Annotated in this window: 22 protein-coding genes; 11 read left to right on the top strand and 11 right to left on the bottom strand. The window is 60.2% G+C overall.

What is annotated here, in order from left to right; all coding sequences use genetic code 11:
* Positions 1 to 293: 293 nt before the first annotated feature.
* The 7 genes from purM (at position 294) to E3O56_RS21885 (ending at position 8,723) form a co-directional block, all read left to right on the top strand.
* Positions 294 to 1,352, top strand: a complete 1,059-nt coding sequence (gene purM, locus E3O56_RS21855; protein ID WP_005790182.1) for a phosphoribosylformylglycinamidine cyclo-ligase — start codon at positions 294 to 296, stop codon at positions 1,350 to 1,352.
* Positions 1,352 to 2,002, top strand: coding sequence for a phosphoribosylglycinamide formyltransferase (gene purN / locus E3O56_RS21860; protein ID WP_032880020.1), 651 nt, complete (start codon positions 1,352 to 1,354; stop codon positions 2,000 to 2,002). Before purM ends, purN begins: the two co-directional genes overlap by 1 nt.
* Before the next feature lie 8 nt (positions 2,003 to 2,010).
* Positions 2,011 to 2,724 carry a DUF3108 domain-containing protein gene (locus tag E3O56_RS21865; protein ID WP_032880017.1) on the top strand — a complete coding sequence of 238 codons (714 nt, stop codon included), beginning with the start codon at positions 2,011 to 2,013 and terminating at the stop codon, positions 2,722 to 2,724.
* Between the two features lie 378 nt (positions 2,725 to 3,102).
* Positions 3,103 to 3,291 (top strand): hypothetical protein, encoded by a 189-nt coding sequence (locus E3O56_RS21870; protein WP_003193064.1) that lies wholly within the window; start codon positions 3,103 to 3,105, stop codon positions 3,289 to 3,291.
* 188 nt (positions 3,292 to 3,479) lie between these two features.
* A complete protein-coding gene (locus E3O56_RS21875) occupies positions 3,480 to 5,405 on the top strand; it encodes an IucA/IucC family protein (RefSeq protein ID WP_248128977.1) in 1,926 nt (641 codons plus the stop codon).
* On the top strand, positions 5,395 to 6,621 hold the full coding sequence (locus E3O56_RS21880; RefSeq protein ID WP_078821993.1) for an MFS transporter: 1,227 nt from the start codon (positions 5,395 to 5,397) through the stop codon (positions 6,619 to 6,621). Before E3O56_RS21875 ends, E3O56_RS21880 begins: the two co-directional genes overlap by 11 nt.
* Complete coding sequence (locus E3O56_RS21885; protein WP_078821994.1) at positions 6,618 to 8,723, top strand: TonB-dependent receptor; 2,106 nt, start codon at positions 6,618 to 6,620, stop codon at positions 8,721 to 8,723. The genes E3O56_RS21880 and E3O56_RS21885 overlap by 4 nt, the downstream gene beginning before the upstream one ends.
* A gap of 66 nt (positions 8,724 to 8,789) precedes the next feature.
* Here the strand turns inward: E3O56_RS21885 and E3O56_RS21890 are convergent, their stop codons facing one another.
* The 7 genes from E3O56_RS21890 to E3O56_RS21920 form a co-directional block, all read right to left on the bottom strand.
* Positions 8,790 to 9,335: a DUF2058 domain-containing protein gene (locus E3O56_RS21890; RefSeq protein WP_014719402.1), complete on the bottom strand. Its 546-nt coding sequence runs from the start codon at positions 9,333 to 9,335 to the stop codon at positions 8,790 to 8,792.
* Between the two features lie 25 nt (positions 9,336 to 9,360).
* Positions 9,361 to 10,194: a nucleoside triphosphate pyrophosphohydrolase gene (gene mazG / locus E3O56_RS21895; RefSeq protein WP_032880011.1), complete on the bottom strand. Its 834-nt coding sequence runs from the start codon at positions 10,192 to 10,194 to the stop codon at positions 9,361 to 9,363.
* A 154-nt stretch (positions 10,195 to 10,348) separates the two neighbouring features.
* Entirely contained in the window at positions 10,349 to 12,592 is a 2,244-nt protein-coding gene (gene relA, locus E3O56_RS21900; RefSeq protein ID WP_032880009.1) for a GTP diphosphokinase, read from the bottom strand.
* 121 nt (positions 12,593 to 12,713) lie between these two features.
* A complete protein-coding gene (gene rlmD / locus E3O56_RS21905) occupies positions 12,714 to 14,066 on the bottom strand; it encodes a 23S rRNA (uracil(1939)-C(5))-methyltransferase RlmD (RefSeq protein WP_032880008.1) in 1,353 nt (450 codons plus the stop codon).
* On the bottom strand, positions 14,066 to 14,968 hold the full coding sequence (gene cysM, locus E3O56_RS21910; protein WP_003193080.1) for a cysteine synthase CysM: 903 nt from the start codon (positions 14,966 to 14,968) through the stop codon (positions 14,066 to 14,068). Before cysM ends, rlmD begins: the two co-directional genes overlap by 1 nt.
* Before the next feature lie 154 nt (positions 14,969 to 15,122).
* Positions 15,123 to 15,728: a DTW domain-containing protein gene (locus E3O56_RS21915; protein ID WP_032880007.1), complete on the bottom strand. Its 606-nt coding sequence runs from the start codon at positions 15,726 to 15,728 to the stop codon at positions 15,123 to 15,125.
* A gap of 7 nt (positions 15,729 to 15,735) precedes the next feature.
* The gene (locus E3O56_RS21920) at positions 15,736 to 16,629 is read right to left on the bottom strand and encodes a LysR family transcriptional regulator (protein WP_005790200.1); all 894 of its coding nucleotides are present in this window, start codon (positions 16,627 to 16,629) and stop codon (positions 15,736 to 15,738) included.
* Positions 16,630 to 16,778: 149 nt separating this feature from the next.
* Between E3O56_RS21920 and speB the strand changes: the two genes are divergently transcribed.
* Complete coding sequence (gene speB / locus E3O56_RS21925; RefSeq protein WP_032880005.1) at positions 16,779 to 17,729, top strand: agmatinase; 951 nt, start codon at positions 16,779 to 16,781, stop codon at positions 17,727 to 17,729.
* Between the two features lie 131 nt (positions 17,730 to 17,860).
* Positions 17,861 to 19,243, top strand: a complete 1,383-nt coding sequence (locus E3O56_RS21930) for a sodium:solute symporter (RefSeq protein WP_103733661.1) — start codon at positions 17,861 to 17,863, stop codon at positions 19,241 to 19,243.
* Between the two features lie 187 nt (positions 19,244 to 19,430).
* Here the strand turns inward: E3O56_RS21930 and E3O56_RS26820 are convergent, their stop codons facing one another.
* On the bottom strand, positions 19,431 to 19,553 hold the full coding sequence (locus tag E3O56_RS26820; RefSeq protein WP_003193089.1) for a PA1414 family protein: 123 nt from the start codon (positions 19,551 to 19,553) through the stop codon (positions 19,431 to 19,433).
* Positions 19,554 to 19,695: 142 nt separating this feature from the next.
* Positions 19,696 to 20,589, bottom strand: a complete 894-nt coding sequence (locus tag E3O56_RS21935) for a LysR family transcriptional regulator (RefSeq protein ID WP_032880001.1) — start codon at positions 20,587 to 20,589, stop codon at positions 19,696 to 19,698.
* A gap of 104 nt (positions 20,590 to 20,693) precedes the next feature.
* Between E3O56_RS21935 and E3O56_RS21940 the strand changes: the two genes are divergently transcribed.
* Positions 20,694 to 21,872, top strand: a complete 1,179-nt coding sequence (locus E3O56_RS21940; protein WP_148852754.1) for an MFS transporter — start codon at positions 20,694 to 20,696, stop codon at positions 21,870 to 21,872.
* Here E3O56_RS21940 and E3O56_RS21945 read toward each other — a convergent pair.
* Together E3O56_RS21945 and E3O56_RS21950 are read right to left on the bottom strand one after the other, a co-directional pair.
* Positions 21,816 to 22,214, bottom strand: coding sequence for a DUF2177 family protein (locus E3O56_RS21945; RefSeq protein WP_032879998.1), 399 nt, complete (start codon positions 22,212 to 22,214; stop codon positions 21,816 to 21,818). The two genes, E3O56_RS21940 and E3O56_RS21945, sit on opposite strands and share 57 nt — an antisense overlap.
* 112 nt (positions 22,215 to 22,326) lie before the next feature.
* Complete coding sequence (locus E3O56_RS21950) at positions 22,327 to 23,163, bottom strand: S1-like domain-containing RNA-binding protein (protein ID WP_019820451.1); 837 nt, start codon at positions 23,161 to 23,163, stop codon at positions 22,327 to 22,329.
* Positions 23,164 to 23,485: 322 nt separating this feature from the next.
* Between E3O56_RS21950 and E3O56_RS21955 the strand changes: the two genes are divergently transcribed.
* Entirely contained in the window at positions 23,486 to 23,665 is a 180-nt protein-coding gene (locus tag E3O56_RS21955; RefSeq protein ID WP_003193095.1) for a hypothetical protein, read from the top strand.
* Positions 23,666 to 23,745 lie beyond the last annotated feature (80 nt).

Here is a 23,745-nt window from a genome sequence, read left to right on the forward strand (position 1 = left end):
CTGTGACCACAGCACCCGGCAAAACATTCACAGGGCCTCGGTAAGTTTTTGTACTGTCATAAAGATAGCGGGTTCAAGGCTATACCTTAATACGCCGCTTGGCAGAGCCGATCAGCATTTTTTAACCGGCTTTTTTAATCTATATGGCCCTGCCCGTCGGCCCGAGGATGGCCGCTGCCCTTCAAGCCTGATAAAATCGCGCGCCTTCGCAGACCGTCAACGGCAGCGGCCTTTTTAAAAAGCGCCCGCCCGCTCGGTCGTTACCCCTGAATCCCCCCCTAAAGGCCTGGATCATGAGCAAGCAACCCTCCCTGAGCTACAAGGACGCCGGTGTAGACATCGACGCCGGTGAAGCATTGGTCGAACGCATCAAGAGCGTCGCCAAGCGCACTGCGCGCCCTGAAGTCATGGGCGGCCTGGGCGGTTTTGGCGCCCTCTGCGAAATCCCGGCCGGCTACAAGCAGCCTGTACTGGTGTCCGGCACCGACGGCGTAGGCACCAAGCTGCGCCTGGCCCTGAACCTGAACAAGCACGACAGCATCGGCATCGACCTGGTTGCCATGTGCGTCAACGACCTGGTGGTGTGCGGCGCCGAGCCGTTGTTCTTCCTCGACTACTACGCCACCGGCAAGCTCAATGTCGAAACCGCAACCCAGGTGGTCACCGGCATCGGCGCCGGCTGCGAACTGTCGGGGTGCTCGCTGGTCGGCGGCGAAACCGCTGAAATGCCAGGCATGTACGAAGGCGAAGACTACGACCTGGCCGGTTTCTGCGTCGGCGTCGTGGAAAAAGCCGAGATCATCGACGGCTCCAAAGTGGCTGCCGGCGACGCCCTGCTCGCCCTGCCATCGTCCGGCCCGCACTCCAACGGTTACTCGCTGATCCGCAAGATCATCGAAGTGTCCGGCGCCGACATCGAGAACATCCAGCTCGACGGCAAGCCTCTGACCGACCTGCTGATGGCCCCGACCCGCATTTACGTCAAGCCACTGCTCAAGCTGATCAAGGACACCGGCGCCGTCAAGGCCATGGCCCACATCACCGGCGGCGGTCTGCTGGACAACATCCCGCGCGTCCTGCCAAAAGGCGCCCAGGCGATTGTCGACGTGGCCAGCTGGCAGCGCCCGGCAGTCTTCGATTGGCTGCAAGAGAAAGGCAACGTCAACGAAACCGAGATGCACCGCGTGCTGAACTGCGGCGTGGGCATGGTCATCTGCGTGGCGCAAGAGCACGTTGAAACCGCGCTGAACGTATTGCGTGAAGCCGGCGAGCAACCTTGGGTCATCGGCCAGATCGCCACTGCTCCAGAAGGCGCAGCCCAGGTTGAACTGAAGAACCTTAAGGCGCACTGATGCCTGCAACCTGTGATGTCGTGGTGCTGCTCTCCGGCACCGGCAGTAACTTGCAGGCCCTGATCGATAGCACGCGCAGCGGCGACAGCCCGGTGCGCATCGCTGCGGTGATTTCCAACCGCAGCGACGCCTACGGCCTGCAACGCGCCAGGGACGCGGGTATCGACACCCGCTCGCTGGATCACAAGGCGTTCGACGGCCGCGAGGCCTTCGACCGCGCCCTGGTCGAACTGATCGACGCCTTCAAACCCAAGCTCGTCGTGCTTGCCGGCTTCATGCGCATCCTCAGTGCTGATTTCGTGCGGCACTACGAAGGGCGCCTGCTCAATATCCACCCTTCCCTGCTGCCCAAGTACAAAGGCATGCACACCCATCAGCGCGCCCTCGACGCCGGCGACAGCGAGCATGGCTGCAGCGTGCACTTTGTCACCGAGGAACTCGATGGCGGGCCTCTGGTCGTACAGGCAGTGGTTCCGGTAGAGTCAGGCGACTCGGCGCAGACGCTTGCGCAACGGGTTCATACCCAGGAACACAGGATTTACCCGCTGGCTGTTCGCTGGTTTGCCGAGGGACGGTTGATTCTTGGTGACCAGGGTGCATTATTGGACGGTCAGTTACTCGCGGCCAGCGGCCACTTGATTCGAACCTAGGAGATTTTATGCGTCGCGCCCTGCTCTTCGCTTTTGCGCTGTTCGCTTTGCCTGCCGTACAAGCGGCAGACCTTCACCCTTTCTCCGTCAGCTACACCGCCGACTGGAAGCAACTGCCCATGAGTGGTTCGGCTGAACGCAGCCTGACCAAAAACGGCGACGGCACCTGGACCTTGAACTTCAAGGCCTCGATGATGATTGCCAGCCTGACTGAAACCAGCGTGATCCTGTTCGACAAGGACACCCTGCAACCCAAGAGCTACAGCTTCGAGCGCGGCGGTTTGGGCAAGGCTAAGAAGATCAACCTGGATTTCGACCAGGCGAACAAGAAAATCACCGGCTTTGAAAACAAGGATCCGGTCAACGTCACCCTCGAAAGCGGCATGCTCGACAAGTCCACGTATCAGCTCGCCCTTCAGCGCGACGTGGCTGCCGGCAAGAAGAGCATGAGCTACCGAGTGGCCGAAGGTACTGATGTCGATACCTATGACTTCCGTGTGATTGGCCCGGAAAAGGTTCAGACCAAGGTAGGCTCCATTGACGCGATCAAGGTTGAACGCGTACGTGATCCCTCCCAGAGCAAGCGCATCACGCAGATGTGGTTTGCCAAGGACCAGGGCGGCATTCTGGTTGCCCTGCGCCAGGTTGAGACCGACGGCAAGGAATACAACATCATGCTGCAGGATGGCACCGTTGACGGTAAGGCCGTCAAAGGCAGCTGATTGCGCTGATGAGCTGGAAGAGAGCCTCGCTGAATGCGGGGCTTTTTTTTGCCTGGAAATTTTACTGTGAAGCTTATGACGCTATCGGGAGCACGCCCCCTCCCACAGTGGAATGCATTTCAAATGTGGGAGGGGGCTTGCTCCCGATAGCGGTGGTAGGGCCGACAAAGGTCTTATTGCTAGAAGCAAACATGAAACTTTTGTCATAAAACTCATGCCCCTGCGACCGAATGCCACGGGTTTAGCGGCCTGCGCGATTGTTGCGTTTTCTGCAATGAATTATTGCGCGCAAAATCAGTTTACTTAGCAAGCTAACAAATAATATAACAGAGGCCTGCGACGACTTGCCGCAGATCAACCAGAGATTGGAGCAAGCAGATGACTGTAAAAGTAACTGAACGCGACGATGAGCATATGTCCCACGAGGCGGTAGGCCACGGGATTCACATCTGGGATGTCCATCAGCAAGACGTATTGGTCGGCATGTTTCACAACGAGAGCGATGCCCACAATTATAAAAACGAGCTTGAAACTCTCGAATTGCAACGCCAGGCGAAAAGCTCCTGAAACTCTGAAATCAAGTCGACGCCCGGCCCACGCAGCCGGGCCGTCTACATCAAAAACCGCGCTTTTCGAGCGCGGTTTTTTTGTCAAAAATTCGATATGAATTAATGTAACAAAAGCACACACAAATAATGATTCTCGATATCATTCATGCGCCTTTCATTCAGGCTCACGATCAGGGAATCAATTAGATGCACGGAAATAGCAGGAAGCCGGAAAACGCGTTACTGGAACGCTGGAGCGAAGCGCTTGCCACTGCGCAATTCCAGGCCAGCCACATCAGCCTCGACGACTTGGTCAATACGCTGGCACCTGCCGCTGAACGTAGCTTCCAACGCCTGATCCAAGCATTGTTTCGTGAAAGCCTGCTGGACCCCAGCACCCTCATTTACGACGAACATGGGCAATGCTCGCTGACACTGCCTTGTCAGGCTCGCCTGCGCTTTGATCATTTGCGTCCTGGCCGCATGGCCAGCTGGGACCTGCGTGGCAAAGTCATCCTGTTGCGCGAAGGTCAGCCCGACCAGAAGATCCAGTTCCCATCACAGTTGTTGACGTTGCTTAACGCCAGCCTCACGTCACCTGCCGACCTGGAAGTGCTCAACCGCCTCAATGCCGAGATCGACGACAGCTTCATCAACGACACCTTGTGCCTCGCTTTCCATGAGCAATGGACGCTCAAGCTGCATGCGTCCATGGACCCAGTACATCAAGGCAACCTGCTGAGTCATCTCAAGCACGGTGCAGGCACGATCAATCCGACATCCATACTTGAGCAGTGGGGAACATTGGGGCACCCGTGGCACCCCAACTACAAGACCAAGCTGGGCCTGGGTACCAGCCAAGTCATCGACTATTCGCCGGAGTTCGAAGCACGCTTCCCCGTGCTGCTGTGCGCGCTGCATCGCCAGTTTGCCCATGTCGAAACGTTGGCCGGGACGGCGGATTACTGGCAGTGGTGGAGCAGTCACTTTCCACACGCGGCGCAGCAATTAACCGCGACACTTCAAGCACAAGGCCTTGAAGCAGGCGATTATCTGCCGGTGCCTGCCCATCCCTGGCAGGCACGTCAGGAGCTGCCCCAGCTGTTCGCCGATGCAATCGGCGACAAGCTGCTGGTGCTGACCGATATCGTCGCGTTTACCGCCCACCCCACCATGTCATTCAGGACCGTATTGCCTGACGGGCGTTGCGATGCGCCCATGGTCAAACTGCCGGTGTCGCTGCGCCTGACCAGCGTGCAGCGCACCGTCTCACCGCGCTCGGCGCGCATGGGCCCACGGATCAGTCACCTGCTGCTGACCATCCTGGAGCGCGAGCCTGCGATTCAGAAAATCCTCAGCATCGTTCCCGAGCGTATCGGTGTGCATTTCAAGCCCCAACCGGCCAATGACGAGCACTCCCGCCACCTGGCGGTGCTCTATCGCGACAATCCCCAGAGCCAGCTCAAGCCCGGGGAAATGGCCGTACCGGTGGGCAGCCTGTTTGCCATTGATCAACACGGCCAGCCGCTGCTGCGCCAATGGGTGCGCCTGAGCCAAGGCAAAGACGATGCGGCGGCCATGCTCGCGTTCTTCCATGAGTACGCGGCGATCAGTGTGCCGGCGCTGCTGGGCATGTATTTGCGTTACGGCGTCGCTTTCGAGGCCCATCAGCAGAACTCCTTCATGGTCATGACTGCAGATGGGCAATTGAGCCGCCTGCTGTTGCGCGATTTCGGCGATATCCGTATCGACCGCAAGACCTTGCACGCCCACGGCCTGGACGTCGAACTACACGACCCGAAGATGACGCTGTACGACGACGCAGGTTTCGTACGGGACAAACTGCTGCACACCGTATTCATGTGCCATCTGGGTGAGTTGATCCTGCTTGCTGCGCGCCACTTCGACATCCCCCAGGCGCTGCTCTGGAATGAACTGTCGGCACAGGTCAGCCAGTGTTTCGACAACCTGCGCTCACAGGTTGAACCGCAACGCTGGGCAGCCGAGCGCGAAGCACTGCTGGAGCAACCGTGGCCGGCCAAGTCGTTCATGCGCATGCGCCTGCTGGAGAGTCATGCCGATATCGTCGGACGCCTGCCCAACCCGTTGAGCGCGGCCGCCAATGCCGACTAACAACACAGCGCTGCGGCTGCTGGTGGTGATTCAGTTGGTGTCGATGGGGGCGATGGAGATGAGCGGGCCGTTTTGGCCGCTGCAAATCCAGAAGCTGCTGGGCGTCGCCAATGCCCAGTACACCGGCCTGCTGTCTTCGCTGGTATATGCTGGGCCGATGATGGCAGCGATGATCCTCACACCCATGTGGGGGAAACTGGGCGACCGTACCGGCCATAAGCCGATGATCATCCGGGCGTTGCTGGCATTGGCGGTGTGCCAGGCGCTGGCTGCGATGACGCCCGATCCGTGGTGGCTGGTGGTCATCCGCGTGGTGCAAGGTGCATTGGCCGGTTTCATTGCAGCTGCCCAAGCCTACGCGCTGGCCTGCTGCGGTGAGAGTGGACGCGGGCACATTCTTGCGCGGCTGCAATCAGCCACCGCCGTAGGCTCCCTGGCCGGGCCGGTATTGGGCGGCTGGCTGATGGACATATCCGGTTTCGCATTGCTGTGCTACAGCGCCACCGCCGTCTGCCTGTTGTGCGCGATAATCAGCGCGTTCTTGCCCAGCGATTCACCACGATCCAGACCTGCCCGCCCATCGAAGCCTGTCGCACTGCCCAAAGGCTGGCTGGGCGCAATGTTGGGAATCATCGTATTGATCCAGGCGGCCAGGATGATGCCGCAACCGTTTTACGCCTTATATGTTGCCGAGGTTTTGCAGGCACCCGCGTGGCTGATCGGCGCCAGCTATGGCGCCAGCGCCTTGACCCTGGCACTGTCCGCGCCGTTATGGGGCCGCCTGTTCGATCGACATCAACCAGCGCATACGCTGCGCATCATCGAGTGGGTCACCTGGGCGTGCGCGCTCACACTGGCCGGCACGGCGCTGGCCAGTGAGTGGTTGGGGTTCATCGCCAGCCGGCTGCTATGGGGCGTGTGGCAGGGTGCTTTATTGCCCGTGGCCTACACGCTGATCGCCAATACCGTAGCGTCCAGCCAGCAGGGTTTCGCCCTGGGCATGGGCAACAGCGCCGCCAAAGCAGGTGCGCTGTGCGGCGCATTGATAGGCGGTATCGGCATGGGATGGGTGGGCCTGGCGCACAGCTTCTGGCTGGTCGCACTGACCTACGCATTGGCCGCCGTGAGTATCCGCGCCATCCGTTCATGTACGCGAGCGCCTGAGACATCCGATTTTTCTGTCAATACTTCTAATAACTCTGAGACAAATCCATGAACACATCGCAATTGGCCGTTCTGCTGCCGCTTCTCGGCTCGATCAGTGCCCCCGCCTGGGCCGAACAGACAGAGCCGACCAGCCTGCAGTTGCAAGCGACCGTGGTGTCGGCGACGCGCAATGAAACCAGCATCGCGCAGATTCCAGGCTCCGTGCAGGTCATCAACGAAGAACAGATCCGCCAGCAAACGGGCGCGGGGCGTCGGGTCGCAGATATCCTCGGCCAACTGGTGCCTGGCATTGCGCCTTCCAGCGGCGGCATGAGCAACTTCGGCCAAACGCTTCGCGGGCGTAATACCCTGATCCTGATCGATGGGGTTTCACAAAACGCCACGCGCGATAACTTCCGCCAGCTCAACAGCGTGGCACCGGAAAGCATCGAGCGCATCGAAGTGATCTCCGGCGCCAGCAGCGTCTACGGCGCAGGCGCATCGGGCGGCATCATCAACATCATCACCAAGCGCAACAAGGGTGAGGACCTGGCCTTCAGCAGCAAGATCGGCATGACCGCCGGCAATAACTTCAGCCACAAGGGGTTCGCTTACGAGGCGTTCCAAAGCGCTACCGGGCGCAAGGGTCCAGTGGACTGGTATCTGTCGGGCAATACCGTGCAGCGCAACGACCAGTTCGACGGTAACGGCAAGCGCATTCCCCAGGATACGTCCCAGGGCAGCAACATGGACACCGACACCTACGACCTGCAAGGTCGCTTCGGCTACGAGCTCGATGACGACAAGAAGATCAGCCTGTCGCTGCAAGACTATAAAGACGAACAAGACACCCGCTACACCAAGAACCCGCGCATCACCAGCAACGCAGTCGCGGTAAAAGGCCTGGACCTGGGCGACCAGCCCTACACCCATAACCAGGCGGTCAACCTTAACTACGCCGATAAGGATTTCTACGGCCAGGGCCTGCAGGTCGAAAGTTACTGGCGGCGGGCCGACGCCCTGTTCTTCCCGGACCTGTCCCGGGGTCGGGCAGGCGTGTCCGACAACAACAGCGTGCAGGATGTCTATGGCCTGCGTGCGGCGATCGATACGCAGATGCCGGACATCGGCCCGGCAACCGGCAACCTGGTGTGGGGGGCTGACTATGATCATGAAACCTCACGCCAGCGTGGCGACCAATACCGGGTCAATGGCCTGAGCTACAGCAAAACCGGGACCACGTTCGAACTGGGCCCGGATATTGAGACCACCACCAAAGCCATCTTTGGTCAGCTGTCCTACGACATCGATGACTGGACCTTACGCGGTGGAATACGTCGCGAGTGGATTGAGAGCAAAGTCTCCGACAGCATCGCCTACGGCGAAATCGTCCAGACCGGCAACCGCGCCACACTGCCCGGCGGCACGCTCAAATACGATGACACGCTGTATAACCTCGGGGCGGTGTATCACCTGACCGAAAACCAGGACGTGTTCGTCAACTTCAGCCAGGGCTTTTCCCTGCCGGATATCCAGCGCTTCCTGCGTGACGTGAACAGCAAATACGATATTCAGGACCTCAATGCCCAGGCTCTGAAAGTCGACAGTTACGAGCTGGGCTGGCGTGGCGACTGGGACAAGTGGCAGGCCAGTGTCACCGCGTATGAAAACACCTCGGATGTCACGCAGTTCTACGATGCCAACGACCGTGTATTGCGCCTGATCAATCAGAAAGAACGCGTGCGCGGTGCCGAAACCAGCCTGACTTATAACGTCAACGACCAGTGGTCCGTCGGCGGTACTTACGCTTACGCCAAGGGCGAGACCCAGCAGAACGGCAAATGGATCGACCTGCCCGCCACGCGTATTTCCCCCGCCAAGACCACCGCTTTTGTCGGCTATCAGCGTGACGACTACAGCCTGCGCTTGCAGGGGATGCGCCTGGCCGACTATGACGCGGCGGCCAAGGACAACAACGGTCGCGATATCCAGGGCTATACCTTGGTTGACCTGCTGGGCTCGGTAAGGCTACCGGTAGGTCGCCTCGAAGGTGCGGTGTACAACCTTACCAACCGCAACTACCAGAACATGTTCGCCCAGGCCAATGCCCGCGCACCGTACCCGAATGCCGAGGGCCGTACCTTCAGCCTGAGTTACGCAGTGGATTGGTAACCGGCTGACGCTGCACGCTTAAAACACAAACCCCGCCTTTTGGCGGGGTTTGTCGTTTCTAGCGGCTTACCACATCAGATCGTCAGGGATCTGGTAGGCAGCGTACGGATCATCCTCATCCGGCACCTGGCTTTCGGTGAGGATGTTGAGCTGCACGATGCGCTCCGGTGCACGTTCCTGGATCTTGAGCGCCGCTTCACGCGGGATCACCTCGTAGCCGCCACCGTGGTGCACGATCGCCAGAGAGCCGTTGCTCAGCTTGTTGCGCATCAAGGTGTTGACCGAGAGGCGCTTGACCTTCTTGTCATCGACAAAGTTGTAGTAGTCCTCGGTGGTCAACTTGGGCAGGCGCGAGGTTTCGATCAACTGCTTGACCTGGGCGGTACGCGCCTTGGCTTCGGCTTTTTCCTGCTGCTGGCGGTTGAGCTCCTGGTCACGCTTGACCTTCTCGGCGTGTGCCTCAGCGGCCAGGCGTGCCTGGGTATCATCGACTTCGGCCTGGCCCTTGTGGACCAGACGCTGCTGCTTCTGCTTCTCTTTGCCGACCTGCTTGGCCTGCTTTTGGTTGACCAGACCTGCTTTGAGCAACTGGTCGCGAAGGGAAAGGCTCATGGTGCTTACTCACTTAGGCAGCTGCTCAACCGCAGCTGGACACATTCTTTTCCTGGCGTTTGGCTTCGCCCCACAGGGCGTCCAACTCTTCGAGGGTGCAATCTTCTATGGGTTGGTGCGTATCGCGCAATGCCTGTTCGATAAATCGGAAACGTCGTTCGAACTTGGCATTGGCACCGCGCAGTGCGGTTTCCGGGTCAACCTTGAGGTGACGGGCCAGGTTGACGGCGGCAAACAGCAGGTCACCGACTTCATCGGCAATGGCCTGCGGATCGTTATCGGCCATGGCTTCGAGCACTTCATCCAACTCTTCACGCACGTTGTCCACCACCGGCAAGGCGGCCGGCCAGTCGAAACCGACCTGGCTGGCGCGCTTTTGCAATTTGGCCGCACGGGACAACGAAGGTAAGGCGGTGGGCACATCATCGAGCAGGGAGAGTTGCTCGGGAGCGTCGGACTTTTCTGCGCGCTCCTCAGCTTTGATCTGCTCCCAGCGCTCCTTGACCTGTTCTTCGCTCAACTGCGGGATATCCAGCGGTGCGTACAGGTCGCCGGTTGGGAACACGTGAGGATGCCGGCGAATCAACTTACGGGTGATGCTGTCGATCACGCCGGCAAATTCGAAGCGCCCTTCTTCCCGCGCCAGTTGGCTGTAATACACCACTTGGAACAGCAGGTCGCCCAGCTCACCTTGCAGGTGATCGAAATCGCCGCGCTCGATGGCGTCGGCCACTTCATAGGCCTCCTCCAGCGTGTGCGGGACGATGGTCGCGTAGGTTTGCTTGATGTCCCACGGGCAGCCGTATTGCGGGTCGCGCAGGCGGTTCATCAGGTGCAGCAGGTCTTCGAGTGAATACATCGTATCTCTTTCCGCTGAAAATCCAATGTGGGAGCTGGCTTGCCTGCGATGCTCGCGACTCGGTGCTTCAGTTAAACCGAGGTGGTGCTATCGCAGGCAAGCCAGCTCCCACATGAAGCAGCTAACACAATTCAGTTCGCGTTCATCCAGCTATTCATGGGGTACGGTTGCGCCGCGTCTCGATGATGTTCGGCAACTGGGAAATCCTCCCAAGCAACCGTCCCAGTGCGTCCAACCCCGGAATCTCGATGGTCAGGGACATCAACGCCGTGTTGTCCTCTTTGTTCGAGCGGGTGTTGACCGCCAGCACGTTGATCCGCTCGTTGAGCAGCACTTGCGAGACGTCACGCAGCAAGCCGGAACGATCGTAGGCACGGATGATGATGTCCACCGGGTAAGTGAGCACCGGCACCGGCCCCCAACTGACCTGGATGATCCGCTCCGGCTCGCGCCCGCCCAGTTGCAGCACCGAGGCGCAGTCCTGGCGGTGAATGCTCACGCCACGGCCCTGGGTGATGTAGCCGACAATGGCGTCGCCCGGCAACGGCTGGCAGCAGCCGGCCATTTGCGTCATCAGGTTGCCCACGCCCTGGATCTGGATATCGCCACGCTTGCCCGGTTTGTAACCCGTGGCCTTGCGTGGGATGAGTTCCAGCTGTTCGTTGCCGCGCTCGGGCTCGACCAGTTGCTGGGCCAGGTTGACCAGTTGCGCCAGGCGCAGGTCACCGGCACCGAGGGCGGCGAACATGTCTTCGGCGATCTTCATGTTGGCCTTTTCGGCCAGCTTGTCGAAGTCCACCTGAGGCAGACCCAGGCGCGCCAGTTCGCGTTCGAGCAGGGTCTTGCCGGCGGCGACGTTCTGGTCGCGCGCTTGAAGTTTGAACCAGTGAACGATCTTCGCCCGCGCCCGCGAGGTGGTGATATAGCCCAGGTTCGGGTTCAGCCAGTCGCGGCTCGGCGTGCCGTGCTTGCTGGTGATGATCTCGACCTGTTCACCGGTTTGCAGGCTGTAGTTGAGCGGCACGATGCGCCCGTTGATCTTGGCGCCCCGGCAGTTATGGCCGATTTCGGTGTGCACGCGGTAGGCAAAATCCAGCGGCGTGGCGCCCTTGGGCAAGTCGATGGCATGGCCGTCGGGGGTGAAGATATAGACCCGGTCCGGCTCGATATCCACCCGCAGCTGTTCGGCCAGCCCGCCGATGTCGCCGAGTTCTTCGTGCCATTCCAGCACTTGGCGCAGCCAGGAGATTTTCTCTTCGTACTGGTTGGACCCGGCCTTGACGTCGGTGCCCTTGTAGCGCCAGTGCGCGCACACGCCCAGCTCGGCCTCCTCGTGCATCGCGTGGGTGCGGATCTGCACTTCCAGCACCTTGCCTTCAGGGCCGATCACCGCGGTGTGCAGCGAGCGGTAGCCGTTTTCCTTGGGGTTGGCGATGTAGTCGTCGAACTCCTTGGGGATGTGGCGCCACAGAGTGTGAACGATCCCCAGCGCGGTGTAGCAATCGCGCATTTCCGGCACCAGCACGCGCACCGCCCGCACGTCATAGATCTGGCTGAAGGCCAGGCCCTTGCGCTGCATTTTGCGCCAGATCGAGTAGATGTGCTTGGCGCGGCCGCTGATGTCGGCGTCTACGCCAGTTGCCTGCAGCTCGGAACGCAGCTGGCCCATCACGTCGCTGATAAAGCGCTCGCGATCCAGGCGCCGCTCGTGCAGCAACGTGGCGATCTGTTTGTATTGGTCCGGCTCCAGGTAGCGAAAGGACAGGTCCTCCAGCTCCCACTTGATGTGGCCGATGCCCAGGCGGTGGGCCAGCGGCGCGTAGATGTCGAAGACTTCGCGGGCGACGCGGTTGCGCTTTTCGTCGTCGGCGGTCTTCACCGCACGGATCGCGCAGGTACGCTCGGCCAGCTTGATCAGGGCGACGCGCACGTCGTCGACCATCGCCACCAGCATCTTGCGCAGGTTTTCCACCTGGCCCTGGGTGCCCAGCACCATCGACTGGCGCGGGCTGAGGCTGGCACTGATGGCCGCCATGCGCAGCACGCCGTCGATCAGCTTGGTCACCACCGAGCCGAAGCGCTGTCCAACGGTCGCCAACGGAATATGCCCCTCGCGCACGCCGCGATACAGCACGGCGGCGATCAGCGAATCCTGATCCAGCTTGAGATCGGCGAGGATCTCGGCGATTTCCAACCCGGTGCGAAAGCTTGAAGTGCCTTCGGCCCACAGGTTCTTGGCCGCATTGTCTTGCTGCTCAGACTCACGAGCGAACTCGCAGGCTGCTTTCAAGGCTTCACGGTCCAGTGCCGGGTCGACACTGACGGCATGATCCAGCCATGCCTCGAGATTGATACTGCCGTCGGTGTTGATCGGCTGGTGTGCTCTCACCTGTACCATCTTGCTTACCTTCCCTACGACGCACCTTTGATGCGCCAAAATCATCGCCGACTTTTACTGCGAGCTCCGTAGCAGTACCAAGGCCTTGGAGAACGCAGGCCAGTCGGATTAAACGGGCATCCTAGCCCGCTTCAAATAACGCCATGGCCTCGACATGCGCAGTCTGCGGAAACATGTCGAGAATCCCGGCACGCTTTAGCCGGTAGCCTTGCTTGACCAACTCAACCGTGTCCCGCGCCAGCGTAGCTGGGTTACAGGACACATACACCAGGCGCTTGGCTCCAAGGGTGGCGAGCTTGCGCACAACCTCTTGGGCACCATCGCGGGGTGGGTCCAAGAGTACCGCAGAAAAGCCCTGTTTGGCCCATGGCGCGTCAGTCAAAGGCTGAGACAGGTCGGCCTGAAAGAACTGCACGTTAGGCAAATGGTTGCTCGCGGCATTGAGTGCCGCACGGTCCACCATGGTCTGCACACCCTCTACCGCCACCACTTCGCGCACCTGGCGCGCCAGCGGCAAGGCGAAGTTGCCAAGGCCGCAAAACAGGTCCAGCACCCGTTCGTCGGCTTGTGGCGCCAGCCACTCCAATGCCTGGGCAACCATCGCCTGATTGACCCCGGCGTTGACCTGCACAAAATCTCCCGGCCGGTAAGCCAGTTCCAGATTCCACGCATCCAGGCGAAACCCCAGGGCCTGGTCGGGCTCGGCAGGTTCCGGCTGGCCCTCGCCATGCAGCCACAATTGGGCCTCATGGAAGGTACAGAATTCTTTAAGGATCAGCAGGTCTGCTTCGGACAGCGGTGCCATATGCCGCAGCAAAACGGCGGTGGACGAACCACTGAACAGCTCCACATGCCCCAGCGCCTGCGGTTTGCTCAGGCGACGCAGCATATTCGGCAAGCGCTGCATGATCGGTTGCAAGGCTTGTACCAGCACCGGGCAATCGTCGATAGCGACGATGTCCTGACTGGCCACGGCGCGAAAACCCACTTCGAGTTTCTTCGCCTTGGCGTCCCAACGTACGGCCACACGGGCGCGACGCCGGTAACCGAACTCCGGCCCGCTCAACGGCGGCGCCCACTCTTGCGGTTCGACACCTGCCACCCGCGACAACTGCTCGGCGAGCATGCGCTGTTTCAGGGCAAGTTGCTGATCATGGGGCAGATGCTGCACGCTGCAACCGCCGCAGCGGCCAACGTGGGCGCAGGGTGCCGGGCGCCGTAGCTCACTGGCCTTGAACACCCGCTCGGTGCGGGCCTCAACCACTTTGCCGTGGGCGCCCAACACCCGTGCTTCGACTTCTTCGCCGGCCAGCGCACCATTCACAAACCAGGTGCGGCCTTCAAAGAACACAATGCCACGGCCATCATTGGCCAGGCGCTCGATGGTCAGGCGCTGTTTCTTGCCCACCGGGATCTGCGGGGCCCGGCTGCCGCCTGTCGGCTGGAAGCGCAGGCCTCTCTCGTGCTTGGCCATCAGTTGGGTTCGTCGAAGATGCCGGTCGACAGGTAGCGGTCGCCTCGGTCACAGATGATCGCGACGATCACCGCGTTTTCCACTTCTTTGGACAAGCGCAACATACCGGCCACAGCGCCGCCGGAGGACACGCCGCAGAAGATGCCTTCTTCACGGGCCAGACGGCGCGTAGTGTCTTCGGCTTCGCGCTGGGCCATGTCGATGATGCGGTCTACTCGCGTCGCGTTGTAGATCTTCGGCAAGTACTCTTCGGGCCAGCGGCGGATACCGGGGATGGCCGCGCCTTCCATCGGTTGCAGACCGACGATCTGGATCGCAGGGTTCTGCTCCTTCAGGTAGCGCGAGTTGCCCATGATGGTGCCGGTGGTGCCCATGGAACTGACGAAATGGGTAATGGTGCCCTGGGTCTGGCGCCAGATTTCCGGGCCGGTGCTGGTGTAGTGCGCCTCGGGATTGTCACCGTTGGCGAACTGGTCCAGCACCACGCCACGGCCTTCGGCGGCCATACGCTCGGCGAGGTCACGGGCGCCTTCCATGCCTTCTTCCTGGGTGACCAGGATCAGCTGGGCACCGTAAGCGGTCATCGCCGCCTTGCGCTCGGCACTGCCGTTGTCGGGCATGATCAGCACCATCTTGTAGCCTTTGATCGCGGCGGCCATGGCCAGGGCGATCCCGGTGTTACCCGAGGTGGCTTCAATCAGGGTGTCGCCTGGCTTGATCTGCCCGCGCAACTCGGCGCGGGCGATCATCGACAGCGCCGGGCGGTCCTTGACGGAGCCGGCCGGGTTGTTGCCTTCGAGTTTGAGCAACAGGGTATTGCTGGTTTCACCCGCCATGCGTTGCAAGCGGACCAGGGGCGTGTTGCCGACGCAATCGGCGATTGTGGGGTACTGCAAGGTCATGGCGTATTCGCAATCCAGACTGCGGGGGCGGACATCATACCGGGAAAGGCCGGCGGGCCATATCACGCAAAGTGCGGTGCTTATGGCTTAAAGGCATAAGCCATTAAAGTGTTGACTGTGAGGGCTCCATCGGGGGCAAGCCTCGTCAAACCTGCTAATCCTTCTGCCCTTCACCATGATTTCTCTGGAATACCTCATCCCCCATCGCAGCAATCTGCCCTTCGATCAGCGCTTCAAAGGGTTTGAGCAGCGGCTCGAACGATAGTGGAGCTTCCAATACCTGCAACGCTTGCGTGATTGCTTCAACCGTCGACAAGGCACCAGGCCCCGGCGCCTTGCGCAAGCGATAGCGGGAAACGCCGCCTAGGGCCAATGTCACCCGGGGCAACGCCGCCAGCAAAGGATTGAGGTGCAACAGCTTGCGCGCCTTGCGCCAGGTGCCATCGGGAACCACCAATAACAATGGCTGATCGTCAGGTGCATAAGCGCGCAGCGGCTCGGCGTCATCCGCCGGAAACAACAGCCGCGCCCGATAACCAGGCGGGTTTAATAACGTCGCCAGATCATCAAACACCTCCCCCACCACCAACTGCGCATTATTCAAGCCCAACGCCGCCAACCTCGCGGTATTGAGCGCATGGCCGACCTCGCTCGGGTGCTGCAACAGCAACACGCGAGTGCGGCTGTCGAGGGTCGGGATCAGTGCACAGAGGCAATGAGTGGTCGGCCGCAAGCATTGCGGGCATTGGGGTCTGGACATGGTTTTTTCAGGCCTGGTTAAGCTGGGTCTTGAGCAAGTCGCGGAAGGTCTGGATCAGCGGTTCACGGCTACGACCACGGCGCATGATCATCGAGAACGGCGCCTGGTAGCCGAAGGTCGCCGGCAGTAACACGCGCAGGTCACCCTTGTCGGCCCAGGCCTGGGCGTAGTGTTCGGGCAGGTAACCGATGTAGGCGCCGGACAATACCAGGATCAACTGCGCTTCCATACTTTCCACGGTCGCGGCGCTGTGTTTGAAGCCGTGGCGCGCCAGTTCGGCCTGGCTCCAGTAGCCGCGGCCGACCATACGTTGCTGAGTGATGACCTGTTCGGGAATACGCCGCTCGCTGAACAGCGGGTGCCGGTTGCTGCAATACAGCCAGTGCTGTTCGCGGTACAGCGGCATATAGATCAGCCCGCTCATACGGTTGGAGAACGCACCGATTGCCAGGTCCAGGCGGTTGTCCTGTACGCCCAGTTGCAGTTCGTAGGGGCTCATCACCGACAGATTCAGGTGAACCGCCGGATGTTCCAGGCTGTAGGCGCCAATCACTTCGGCGAATGGCAGGGCCTTGTCGCTGACGGTGGAATCAAGCACGCCCAGCTTGAGCGTGCCGCGCAACTCGCCTTTGAGCGCGGCGGCGTATTGCTCGAAGCCCTCGAGCTCGCCCAACAGGCGCAGGGTTTCCTGATGAAACAGCTCGCCTTTGCTGGTCAGGCTGAAGCCGCCACGTCCTCGATGGCACAGCACCAGGCCCAGCGCGGATTCGAGTTGGCTCATATACGTGCTGATGGCCGACGTCGACAGGTTGAGTTCGTGCTGGGCATTGGCGAACCCCTGGTGGCGCACGACGCTGACGAAGATGCGCAGGAGTTTCAGGTCGGGCAAGGCGTTGGCCATGGTCGGTTCCGGACAGGGATGCATGCAGTCTACCTCCCTGCATTAGTTTAGAAAAATCTGAACTAAGTATTTGCCCCTGCCGATTCTTCCTGCCCCGGGCTTTTCGCAGAATCGGCCATCAATAAACAAAACAACGATGAGGCAATCCCGTGGACAAGATTTTCCACCAACCACTGGGCGGCAACGAAATGCCGCGCTTCGCCGGCATCGCCACCATGATGCGTCTTCCCCACCTGCAAACGGCCAAGGGTCTGGACGCTGCCTTTATCGGCGTGCCCCTGGATATTGGCACCTCGCTGCGCGCCGGCACACGCTTCGGGCCTCGGGAAATCCGCGCCGAGTCGGTGATGATCCGCCCCTACAACATGGCCACCGGGGCGGCACCGTTCGACTCACTGTCAGTGGCCGACATCGGCGACGTGGCGATCAACACCTTCAACCTGCTCGACGCCGTGCGCATCATCGAAGAGGCCTACGATGAAATCCTCGAGCACGACGTGATCCCCCTGACCCTGGGCGGCGACCACACCATCACCCTGCCGATCCTGCGGGCGATCCACAAGAAACACGGCAAGGTCGGGCTGGTGCACATCGATGCCCATGCCGACGTCAACGACCATATGTTCGGCGAAAAAATCGCCCACGGCACCACCTTCCGCCGCGCCGTGGAAGAAGGGTTGCTCGATTGCGACCGCGTGGTGCAGATCGGCCTGCGTGCCCAGGGCTACACCGCCGAAGACTTCAACTGGAGCCGCAAGCAAGGCTTTCGCGTGGTCCAGGCCGAAGAATGCTGGCACCACTCCCTGGCCCCGTTGATGGCCCAAGTGCGGGAGAAAGTCGGCGGCGGCCCGGTGTACCTCAGCTTCGATATCGACGGCATCGATCCCGCCTGGGCACCCGGCACCGGCACCCCGGAAATCGGCGGGCTGACCACCATCCAGGCGATCGAGATCATCCGTGGCTGCCAGGGCCTGGACCTGATTGGTTGTGATCTGGTGGAAGTTTCGCCGCCCTATGACACCACCGGCAACACCTCGCTGCTGGGCGCCAACTTGCTGTACGAGATGCTCTGCGTATTGCCTGGCGTCGCGCATCGCTGATGCCTTCACGATAACAATCAAGGGGATCGCGCAGATCCCCGTCCAACGATATACCTGACCTTCGCTCGCGTGTTGACCGAGCCGGCTGCCGCTTGATCGCCCATAAAAAAGATAATCGGAGAATCACCGTCATGGCTTTGGATTTATTCGTCGTACTCATCTACGCCGCCGGTATGCTCGTGCTTGGCTACTACGGTATGCGCCGCGCCAAAACCCACGAAGACTATCTGGTGGCGGGCCGTAACCTCGGCCCATCGCTGTACATGGGCACCATGGCCGCCACGGTATTGGGCGGCGCCTCCACCGTCGGCACCGTGCGCTTGGGTTATGTGCACGGCATTTCAGGTTTCTGGCTGTGCGCCGCGCTGGGCGCCGGGATCATTGCGCTGAACCTGTTCCTGGCCAAGCCGCTGCTGAAGCTGAAAATCTTCACCGTGACCCAGGTCCTGGAAAAACGCTACAACCCCATGGCGCGCCAGGCCAGCGCTGTGATCATGCTGGCCTATGCACTGATGATCGGCGTGACCTCGATCCTGGCAATCGGCACCGTATTGCAAGTGCTGTTCGACTTGCCGTTCTGGATGTCGGTGCTGGTAGGCGGCGGTGTGGTGGTGGTGTATTCAACCATCGGTGGCATGTGGTCGCTGACCCTGACCGATATCGTGCAATTTGTGATCAAGACCGTCGGCCTGATGTTCATCCTGCTGCCGATCTGCCTGTACCGCGTCGGCGGCTGGGATGAACTGGTGGCCAAGCTGCCGGCGTCGAACTTCAGCTTTACCGCGATCGGTTGGGACACGATCATCACTTACTTCATGATCTACTTCTTCGGCATCCTGATCGGCCAGGATATCTGGCAGCGAGTATTCACCGCCCGTGATGAAAAGGTCGCCCAGTACGCGGGCACTTTCGCCGGTTTCTACTGCATTCTCTACGGCCTGGCGTGCGCCCTGATTGGCATGGCGGCTCACGTGCTGATCCCGGACCTGGATAACGTCAACAATGCCTTTGCCGCCATCGTCAAAGCCTCGTTACCGGACGGTATTCGTGGCCTGGTGATTGCGGCTGCCCTGGCGGCGATGATGTCCACCGCCAGCGCCGGCCTGCTCGCTGCGTCCACCGTGTTGACCGAAGACCTGCTGCCACGGCTGCGCGGTGGCAAGCAATCGAGCCTGGGCATCAACCGCGTGTTCACCCTGATGACCGGTGTTGCCGTATTGGGCATCGCACTGGTGGTGAATGACGTGATCAGCGCGCTGACCCTGGCCTATAACCTGTTGGTGGGCGGTATGTTGGTACCTCTGATTGGCGCGATATTCTGGAAGCGAGCCACCACCTCGGGCGCGATCACGTCCATGGCGCTGGGTTTCGTAACCGCGCTGGTGTTTATGTTCAAGGATGGGTTGGATGCAAACACACCGATTTACTGCAGCCTGGCGGTAGCCCTGGTGAGTTTTGTGCTGGTGAGTATGTTGTCGCGCAAACCGGATACCGTGGCGGCTCGGGCGGCTTGAGCTATTAGGATAATTTCTTCAGCGGGTGCGACGTCGGTGTTCGCACCCGTTTTTTGCGCTGCACAAAATAATTGTGGGAGCGGGCTTGCTCGCGAAGGCGGTGTGTCATTCAACCATTTACTGGCTGATGCACCGTATTCGCGAGCAAGTCCGCTCCCACATTTCCCATATTGTTTGGGCCTGATACTCAGCGGCGACGGGGCCGGCGCTGCTCATCGTCCGTGCGGATCGGCACCGGTTGCAGCGGGGGCTCGATCAAGCCCAGCGCAACGCCAAGATCGTGGAGCCAGTTCTGGATTTTCTCTTTCATGGTTGCCCCCTTTGAGGGTAGTGCTGGTCGGCGTGAGTTTTGTCGCCGTTTCCTACAGAGATAGTAGCCCTAAGTCCTAGGTAATGCTTGAACGAAACCACAACTAACTATTACTGGATTGATCCAAATCCTGACGAATCGCTCAAGCGATGGCGCGCGTATCTGCCAAGCTTGCCGGGCTGCCTTCGTGCTGCAGGTCGATCCATGCATTGAGGTTAGCGCCGAGCATACCCTTTCGCCACATCAGCCAGGTGGTCGCAGTGGCAAAAGGCCCGGTCAGCGGATGAACGGACACGCTGTCCTTGCCTGGCAGGCTGTCGAGCATCGATTGCGACATCAACGCCACCCCCGAACCGGCGATCACACACGCGAGCATCCCTTGATAGGACTCGATCTCGATAGCCCGCCCCATGGCCACATGCTCGTGGGAAAACCAGGTTTCCAGGCGCGTGCGATAGGCGCAGCTGCGTCGGAACGTGAACACAGATCGCCCGGCAACGTCCTGGGGACCGCGCACCGGTGGGTGATCGGCTTCGCAAATCAATACCAGGCGCTCTTCGCACAACGGTACGCCATCCAGGGTCGCGATGGTCAGCGGACCGTCCACAAACGCTGCGTCCAGCCGTCCGGTAATCAAACCTTCCAGCAGCTCCCCGCTGGGCGCCGACTGCACTTGCAGGTTCACCATGGGGTAAGTCCTGTGATAGCGCGCCAGCAGCTTGGGCAAATGCACCGCGGCGGTGCTGTACATGCTGCCCAGCACAAAATCACCAGCCGGTTGCCCGCCTTGTACGGCGCTGTGAGCTTCGTCATGCAGCGCCAGCAGCCGAGTGCTGTAGTCCAGCAGCACTTTACCCGCAGGAGAAAGCTGCAACCGCTGGCGCTCACGCACAAACAGCTCGACTCCCAGTTGCTCCTCCATCTGCTTGAGGCGGGTCGACAAGTTCGATGGCACGCGGTGCAAACGTTCAGCGGCGCGGGTGATGGAGCCCTCTTCCGCCACGGCCTGGAAAATCCGCAATTGACTGAACTCCATACCTTTCTCCAAAACTGAACAAGTTACTCACTATTATTCAATTTTACAGAAAGTCAATCCGCCTTAGCCTACAAGTCATTCGCTTTCCTGTAGGAAACCTAAGCATGTCACCGCAGATTCGTTTACTCGCCAGCTTTATCGCCCTGATGATGGCCATGGGCATTGGCCGCTTCGCCCTGACCCCGCAAATGCCGCATTTACTCAGCGAAGGTCAGGTCGACCTGGCGGATGCCGGGCTGATCGCGGCCGCCAATTACTTGGGCTACTTTGTGGGCGCGGTGGATTCGATCTTTGCTCGCAGCCATCATCATGTACGCGGCCGCCTTTATGGCGGGTTGTGGCTCTGCGTCCTGCTGACGCTGGCGTCGTACTGGGCCCATGGGTTCTGGCCGCACTTGCTGTTGCGCTTCGGAACCGGCGTGGCCAGCGCCTGGGCTCTGGTGATGATTACCAGCCTGAGCCAGCCGCTGGCGATCGCCGCCGGCCGGCCGCGTCTGGGTGCGCTGGTATTTGCCGGGCCGGGACTTGGGATTGCGCTGACGGGGCTGCTGGCGCTGGGCTCGAACTTGCTGGGGCAAGGCTCCGCCATGCTGTGGCTGGTCTACGGCATCGTTGCCCTGGTGATGCTGCTGGCGATCCTGCCCTTTTTACCCAAGCCAACCCTCACGGCGCCTGCTGAAACCCGTGCAAGCAACAACGGCAGCATCGCGCATCTGTGCTGGATCTATTTCCTGTTCGGCCTGGGCTACATCATCCCCGCGACCTTTCTGTCGCAGATGGCCAACGCACAGTTCAACGGAGCCTGGCAGGCCGATCTGTTCTGGCCCTGCTTCGGCCTGGCTGCCGCTGTAGGTGTGGTGGTGGCAAGTCTGCGCCGCAAGAGCCCGGACACCACGCGCCGATGGCTGATGGTGACCTTGTGGCTGCAAGCGGCCGGGGTCTTCGCCTGCCTGCTCGGTAACAGTTGGGGCCTTGCGCTGGGCGTGTTGTTGTGCGGCGCGCCCTTCCTGGCCTGCATGCAACTGGTAATGGCGCGCCTGCGCGAGGTTGCACCCAACGGCTACCAACGCAGCACAGGGCTACTGACCGCCAGCTTTGCCATCGGCCAACTGAGCGGTCCGCTACTGGCCTCGATGAGCAGTCACCTCAGTGGTGGTCTGCACCCGGCGTTGATCGTCGCCGGTGCCGGGTTGTTGGTGGCAGGCTCGGTCTTGATCAACCGCCAACTACCGATGCACACGCCGTGCACACAGGTGGCCGACGGTGCAGCACAGGGCGGTTAAACAGGTGCCCCACGCCATGTCCATCACCGCGAGCCCGGCGGACCAGCCCTGAAGCGTGGCCCAATTGCTCAGATCATAAGTGCCATAGGCCACCAGGCCCAGCAGTGCGCCCAACCGCGCAGCACGTTGCCAACTGGCACTGGGCAAGACCACGAACACCACACAACCGAGGACATACAGCAGATAGAACAACACCGCAGGCAACAGGCGCGGCTGATCAAGCATCAGCGGGCCGAGCAGGGATTTGTAGGTGGGGCCCATCAGCACGCCGAGCCAGAGGCCGTCGAGGACCAGGAAGGCGAGCAAGGTGCCGAGGTAGGCGAAGAGCGGTCTCTTGGACATGACACGAGCCTTTGTAGGAGCGAGCTTGCTCGCGAAAAACGTACATCCGACGCCACACTGCGCGTGGAATATTTTCGCGAGCAAGCTCGCTCCTACAAAGAGCCAGGCGCGATCAGCTTAGTTCAATGCGGTCGGCGTGAATCACGATCTGGCCTTGCTTGTAGAGCGCACCAATGGCCTTTTTAAAGTTGCCTTTGCTGACGCCGAACAAGTTGCTGATCACCGCCGGATCGCTTTTGTCGCTGACCGGCAGGGTGCCGTTGTTGTCACGCAACTTGGCGAGGATCTTGGAGTTGAGGCTGGAGGCCGCTTCCTGGCCGACCGGTTGCAGGCTCAGGCTGATGTTGCCATCGGCGCGAATCTCCTTGATGAAGCCTTTTTCTTCCTTGCCCGGGCGCAGGAACTTGAACACTTCGTTCTTGTGGATCAGGCCCCAGTGCTTGTTGTTGATGATTGCCTTGAAGCCCATGTCCGTGGCTTCAGCCACCAACAGATCGACTTCCTGGCCCACCTGGTAGTTGGCTGGCGTCTTGTCCAGGTAACGGTCAAGACGTGCGGTGGCGGTGATGCGCTTGGTGTGCTTGTCGAGGTAGACGTGCACCACGCAATATTCACCCGCCGTCAGCTGGCGCTTTTCTTCCGAATACGGCAGCAGCAGATCCTTTGGCAGGCCCCAGTCGAGGAACACCCCGATACTGTTGACTTCCACAACTTTCAAACTGGCAAATTCGCCGACTTGAACTTTGGGTTTTTCAGTGGTGGCGATAAGTTTGTCATCGCTGTCCAAGTAAATGAAAACATTGAGCCAGTCTTCATCTTCACTGGGAATATCTTTAGGGATATACCGATTAGGCAAGAGGATTTCCCCATCTTGCGCACCATCGAGGTACAAACCAAAGTTAGTGTGCTTGACCACTTGCAAGCTGTTGTAGCGCCCGACTAAAGCCATTTCCAATACCCTCATTGCGTGGGCGGCATTCTACCCGAGTTGGGCCCTGCACGCGCGCGCGCCTGAAAAATCGCGGGCTGGCATGGCGTTCTATTGGCATCGCCCCGCTCGTCTGATCAATCGGTTGAATTTTTCCGGGCCGCCAACCTCGCACACGCCCATGGTTTCGAGCTAAAACAGTAAGTTAGCGGCTTATTTCATCATTAAACCTGGGCTCTTTCCCAGCCTGGCCTATATTCTCAGGGGATATTTGCCAAGCAATTGTCAAGTATTTCCTGTACGATGCCTGGCCAAGTTAATTCTCTACAGGTTAGTGGCCGCCATGCGTGTAAAAGCATCCAACAGCAAAGCAAAGCCAGCTCCCGCCGTTGAAACCAGCGAATCGATCAACAGCCAGATTGCTGCTTTCCTCAAGTCCGGCGGCGAAATCCAGCAAATTGCCAAGGGCGTGAGCGGCCAGACTTTCGGCCCGTCCAAGCAGATCAGCCTGGGCAAGAAGTAATCGTCCTACCTGCGCACTGCATCTGGTCCCTAAGCGTCTTGCCTTCAAGGCGCTAGGACTAGAGTTGGAAACACCCTCGT

The organism is Pseudomonas sp. W2Aug9 (assembly GCF_023127755.1).
GTDB classification, from domain to species: Bacteria; Pseudomonadota; Gammaproteobacteria; order Pseudomonadales; family Pseudomonadaceae; genus Aquipseudomonas; species Aquipseudomonas synxantha_A.

What these genes read in the sequence shown, in the direction of transcription:
- purM (WP_005790182.1), top strand. Translation starts at nt 294, where the DNA reads ATGAGCAAGCAACCCTCCCTGAGCTACAAGGACGCCGGTGTAGACATC.
- purN (WP_032880020.1), top strand. Translation starts at nt 1,352, where the DNA reads ATGCCTGCAACCTGTGATGTCGTGGTGCTGCTCTCCGGCACCGGCAGT.
- E3O56_RS21865 (WP_032880017.1), top strand. Translation starts at nt 2,011, where the DNA reads ATGCGTCGCGCCCTGCTCTTCGCTTTTGCGCTGTTCGCTTTGCCTGCC.
- E3O56_RS21870 (WP_003193064.1), top strand. Translation starts at nt 3,103, where the DNA reads ATGACTGTAAAAGTAACTGAACGCGACGATGAGCATATGTCCCACGAG.
- E3O56_RS21875 (WP_248128977.1), top strand. Translation starts at nt 3,480, where the DNA reads ATGCACGGAAATAGCAGGAAGCCGGAAAACGCGTTACTGGAACGCTGG.
- E3O56_RS21880 (WP_078821993.1), top strand. Translation starts at nt 5,395, where the DNA reads ATGCCGACTAACAACACAGCGCTGCGGCTGCTGGTGGTGATTCAGTTG.
- E3O56_RS21885 (WP_078821994.1), top strand. Translation starts at nt 6,618, where the DNA reads ATGAACACATCGCAATTGGCCGTTCTGCTGCCGCTTCTCGGCTCGATC.
- E3O56_RS21890 (WP_014719402.1), bottom strand. Translation starts at nt 9,335, where the DNA reads ATGAGCCTTTCCCTTCGCGACCAGTTGCTCAAAGCAGGTCTGGTCAAC.
- mazG (WP_032880011.1), bottom strand. Translation starts at nt 10,194, where the DNA reads ATGTATTCACTCGAAGACCTGCTGCACCTGATGAACCGCCTGCGCGAC.
- relA (WP_032880009.1), bottom strand. Translation starts at nt 12,592, where the DNA reads ATGGTACAGGTGAGAGCACACCAGCCGATCAACACCGACGGCAGTATC.
- rlmD (WP_032880008.1), bottom strand. Translation starts at nt 14,066, where the DNA reads ATGGCCAAGCACGAGAGAGGCCTGCGCTTCCAGCCGACAGGCGGCAGC.
- cysM (WP_003193080.1), bottom strand. Translation starts at nt 14,968, where the DNA reads ATGACCTTGCAGTACCCCACAATCGCCGATTGCGTCGGCAACACGCCC.
- E3O56_RS21915 (WP_032880007.1), bottom strand. Translation starts at nt 15,728, where the DNA reads ATGTCCAGACCCCAATGCCCGCAATGCTTGCGGCCGACCACTCATTGC.
- E3O56_RS21920 (WP_005790200.1), bottom strand. Translation starts at nt 16,629, where the DNA reads ATGGCCAACGCCTTGCCCGACCTGAAACTCCTGCGCATCTTCGTCAGC.
- E3O56_RS21930 (WP_103733661.1), top strand. Translation starts at nt 17,861, where the DNA reads ATGGCTTTGGATTTATTCGTCGTACTCATCTACGCCGCCGGTATGCTC.
- E3O56_RS26820 (WP_003193089.1), bottom strand. Translation starts at nt 19,553, where the DNA reads ATGAAAGAGAAAATCCAGAACTGGCTCCACGATCTTGGCGTTGCGCTG.
- E3O56_RS21935 (WP_032880001.1), bottom strand. Translation starts at nt 20,589, where the DNA reads ATGGAGTTCAGTCAATTGCGGATTTTCCAGGCCGTGGCGGAAGAGGGC.
- E3O56_RS21940 (WP_148852754.1), top strand. Translation starts at nt 20,694, where the DNA reads ATGTCACCGCAGATTCGTTTACTCGCCAGCTTTATCGCCCTGATGATG.
- E3O56_RS21945 (WP_032879998.1), bottom strand. Translation starts at nt 22,214, where the DNA reads ATGTCCAAGAGACCGCTCTTCGCCTACCTCGGCACCTTGCTCGCCTTC.
- E3O56_RS21950 (WP_019820451.1), bottom strand. Translation starts at nt 23,163, where the DNA reads ATGGCTTTAGTCGGGCGCTACAACAGCTTGCAAGTGGTCAAGCACACT.
- E3O56_RS21955 (WP_003193095.1), top strand. Translation starts at nt 23,486, where the DNA reads ATGCGTGTAAAAGCATCCAACAGCAAAGCAAAGCCAGCTCCCGCCGTT.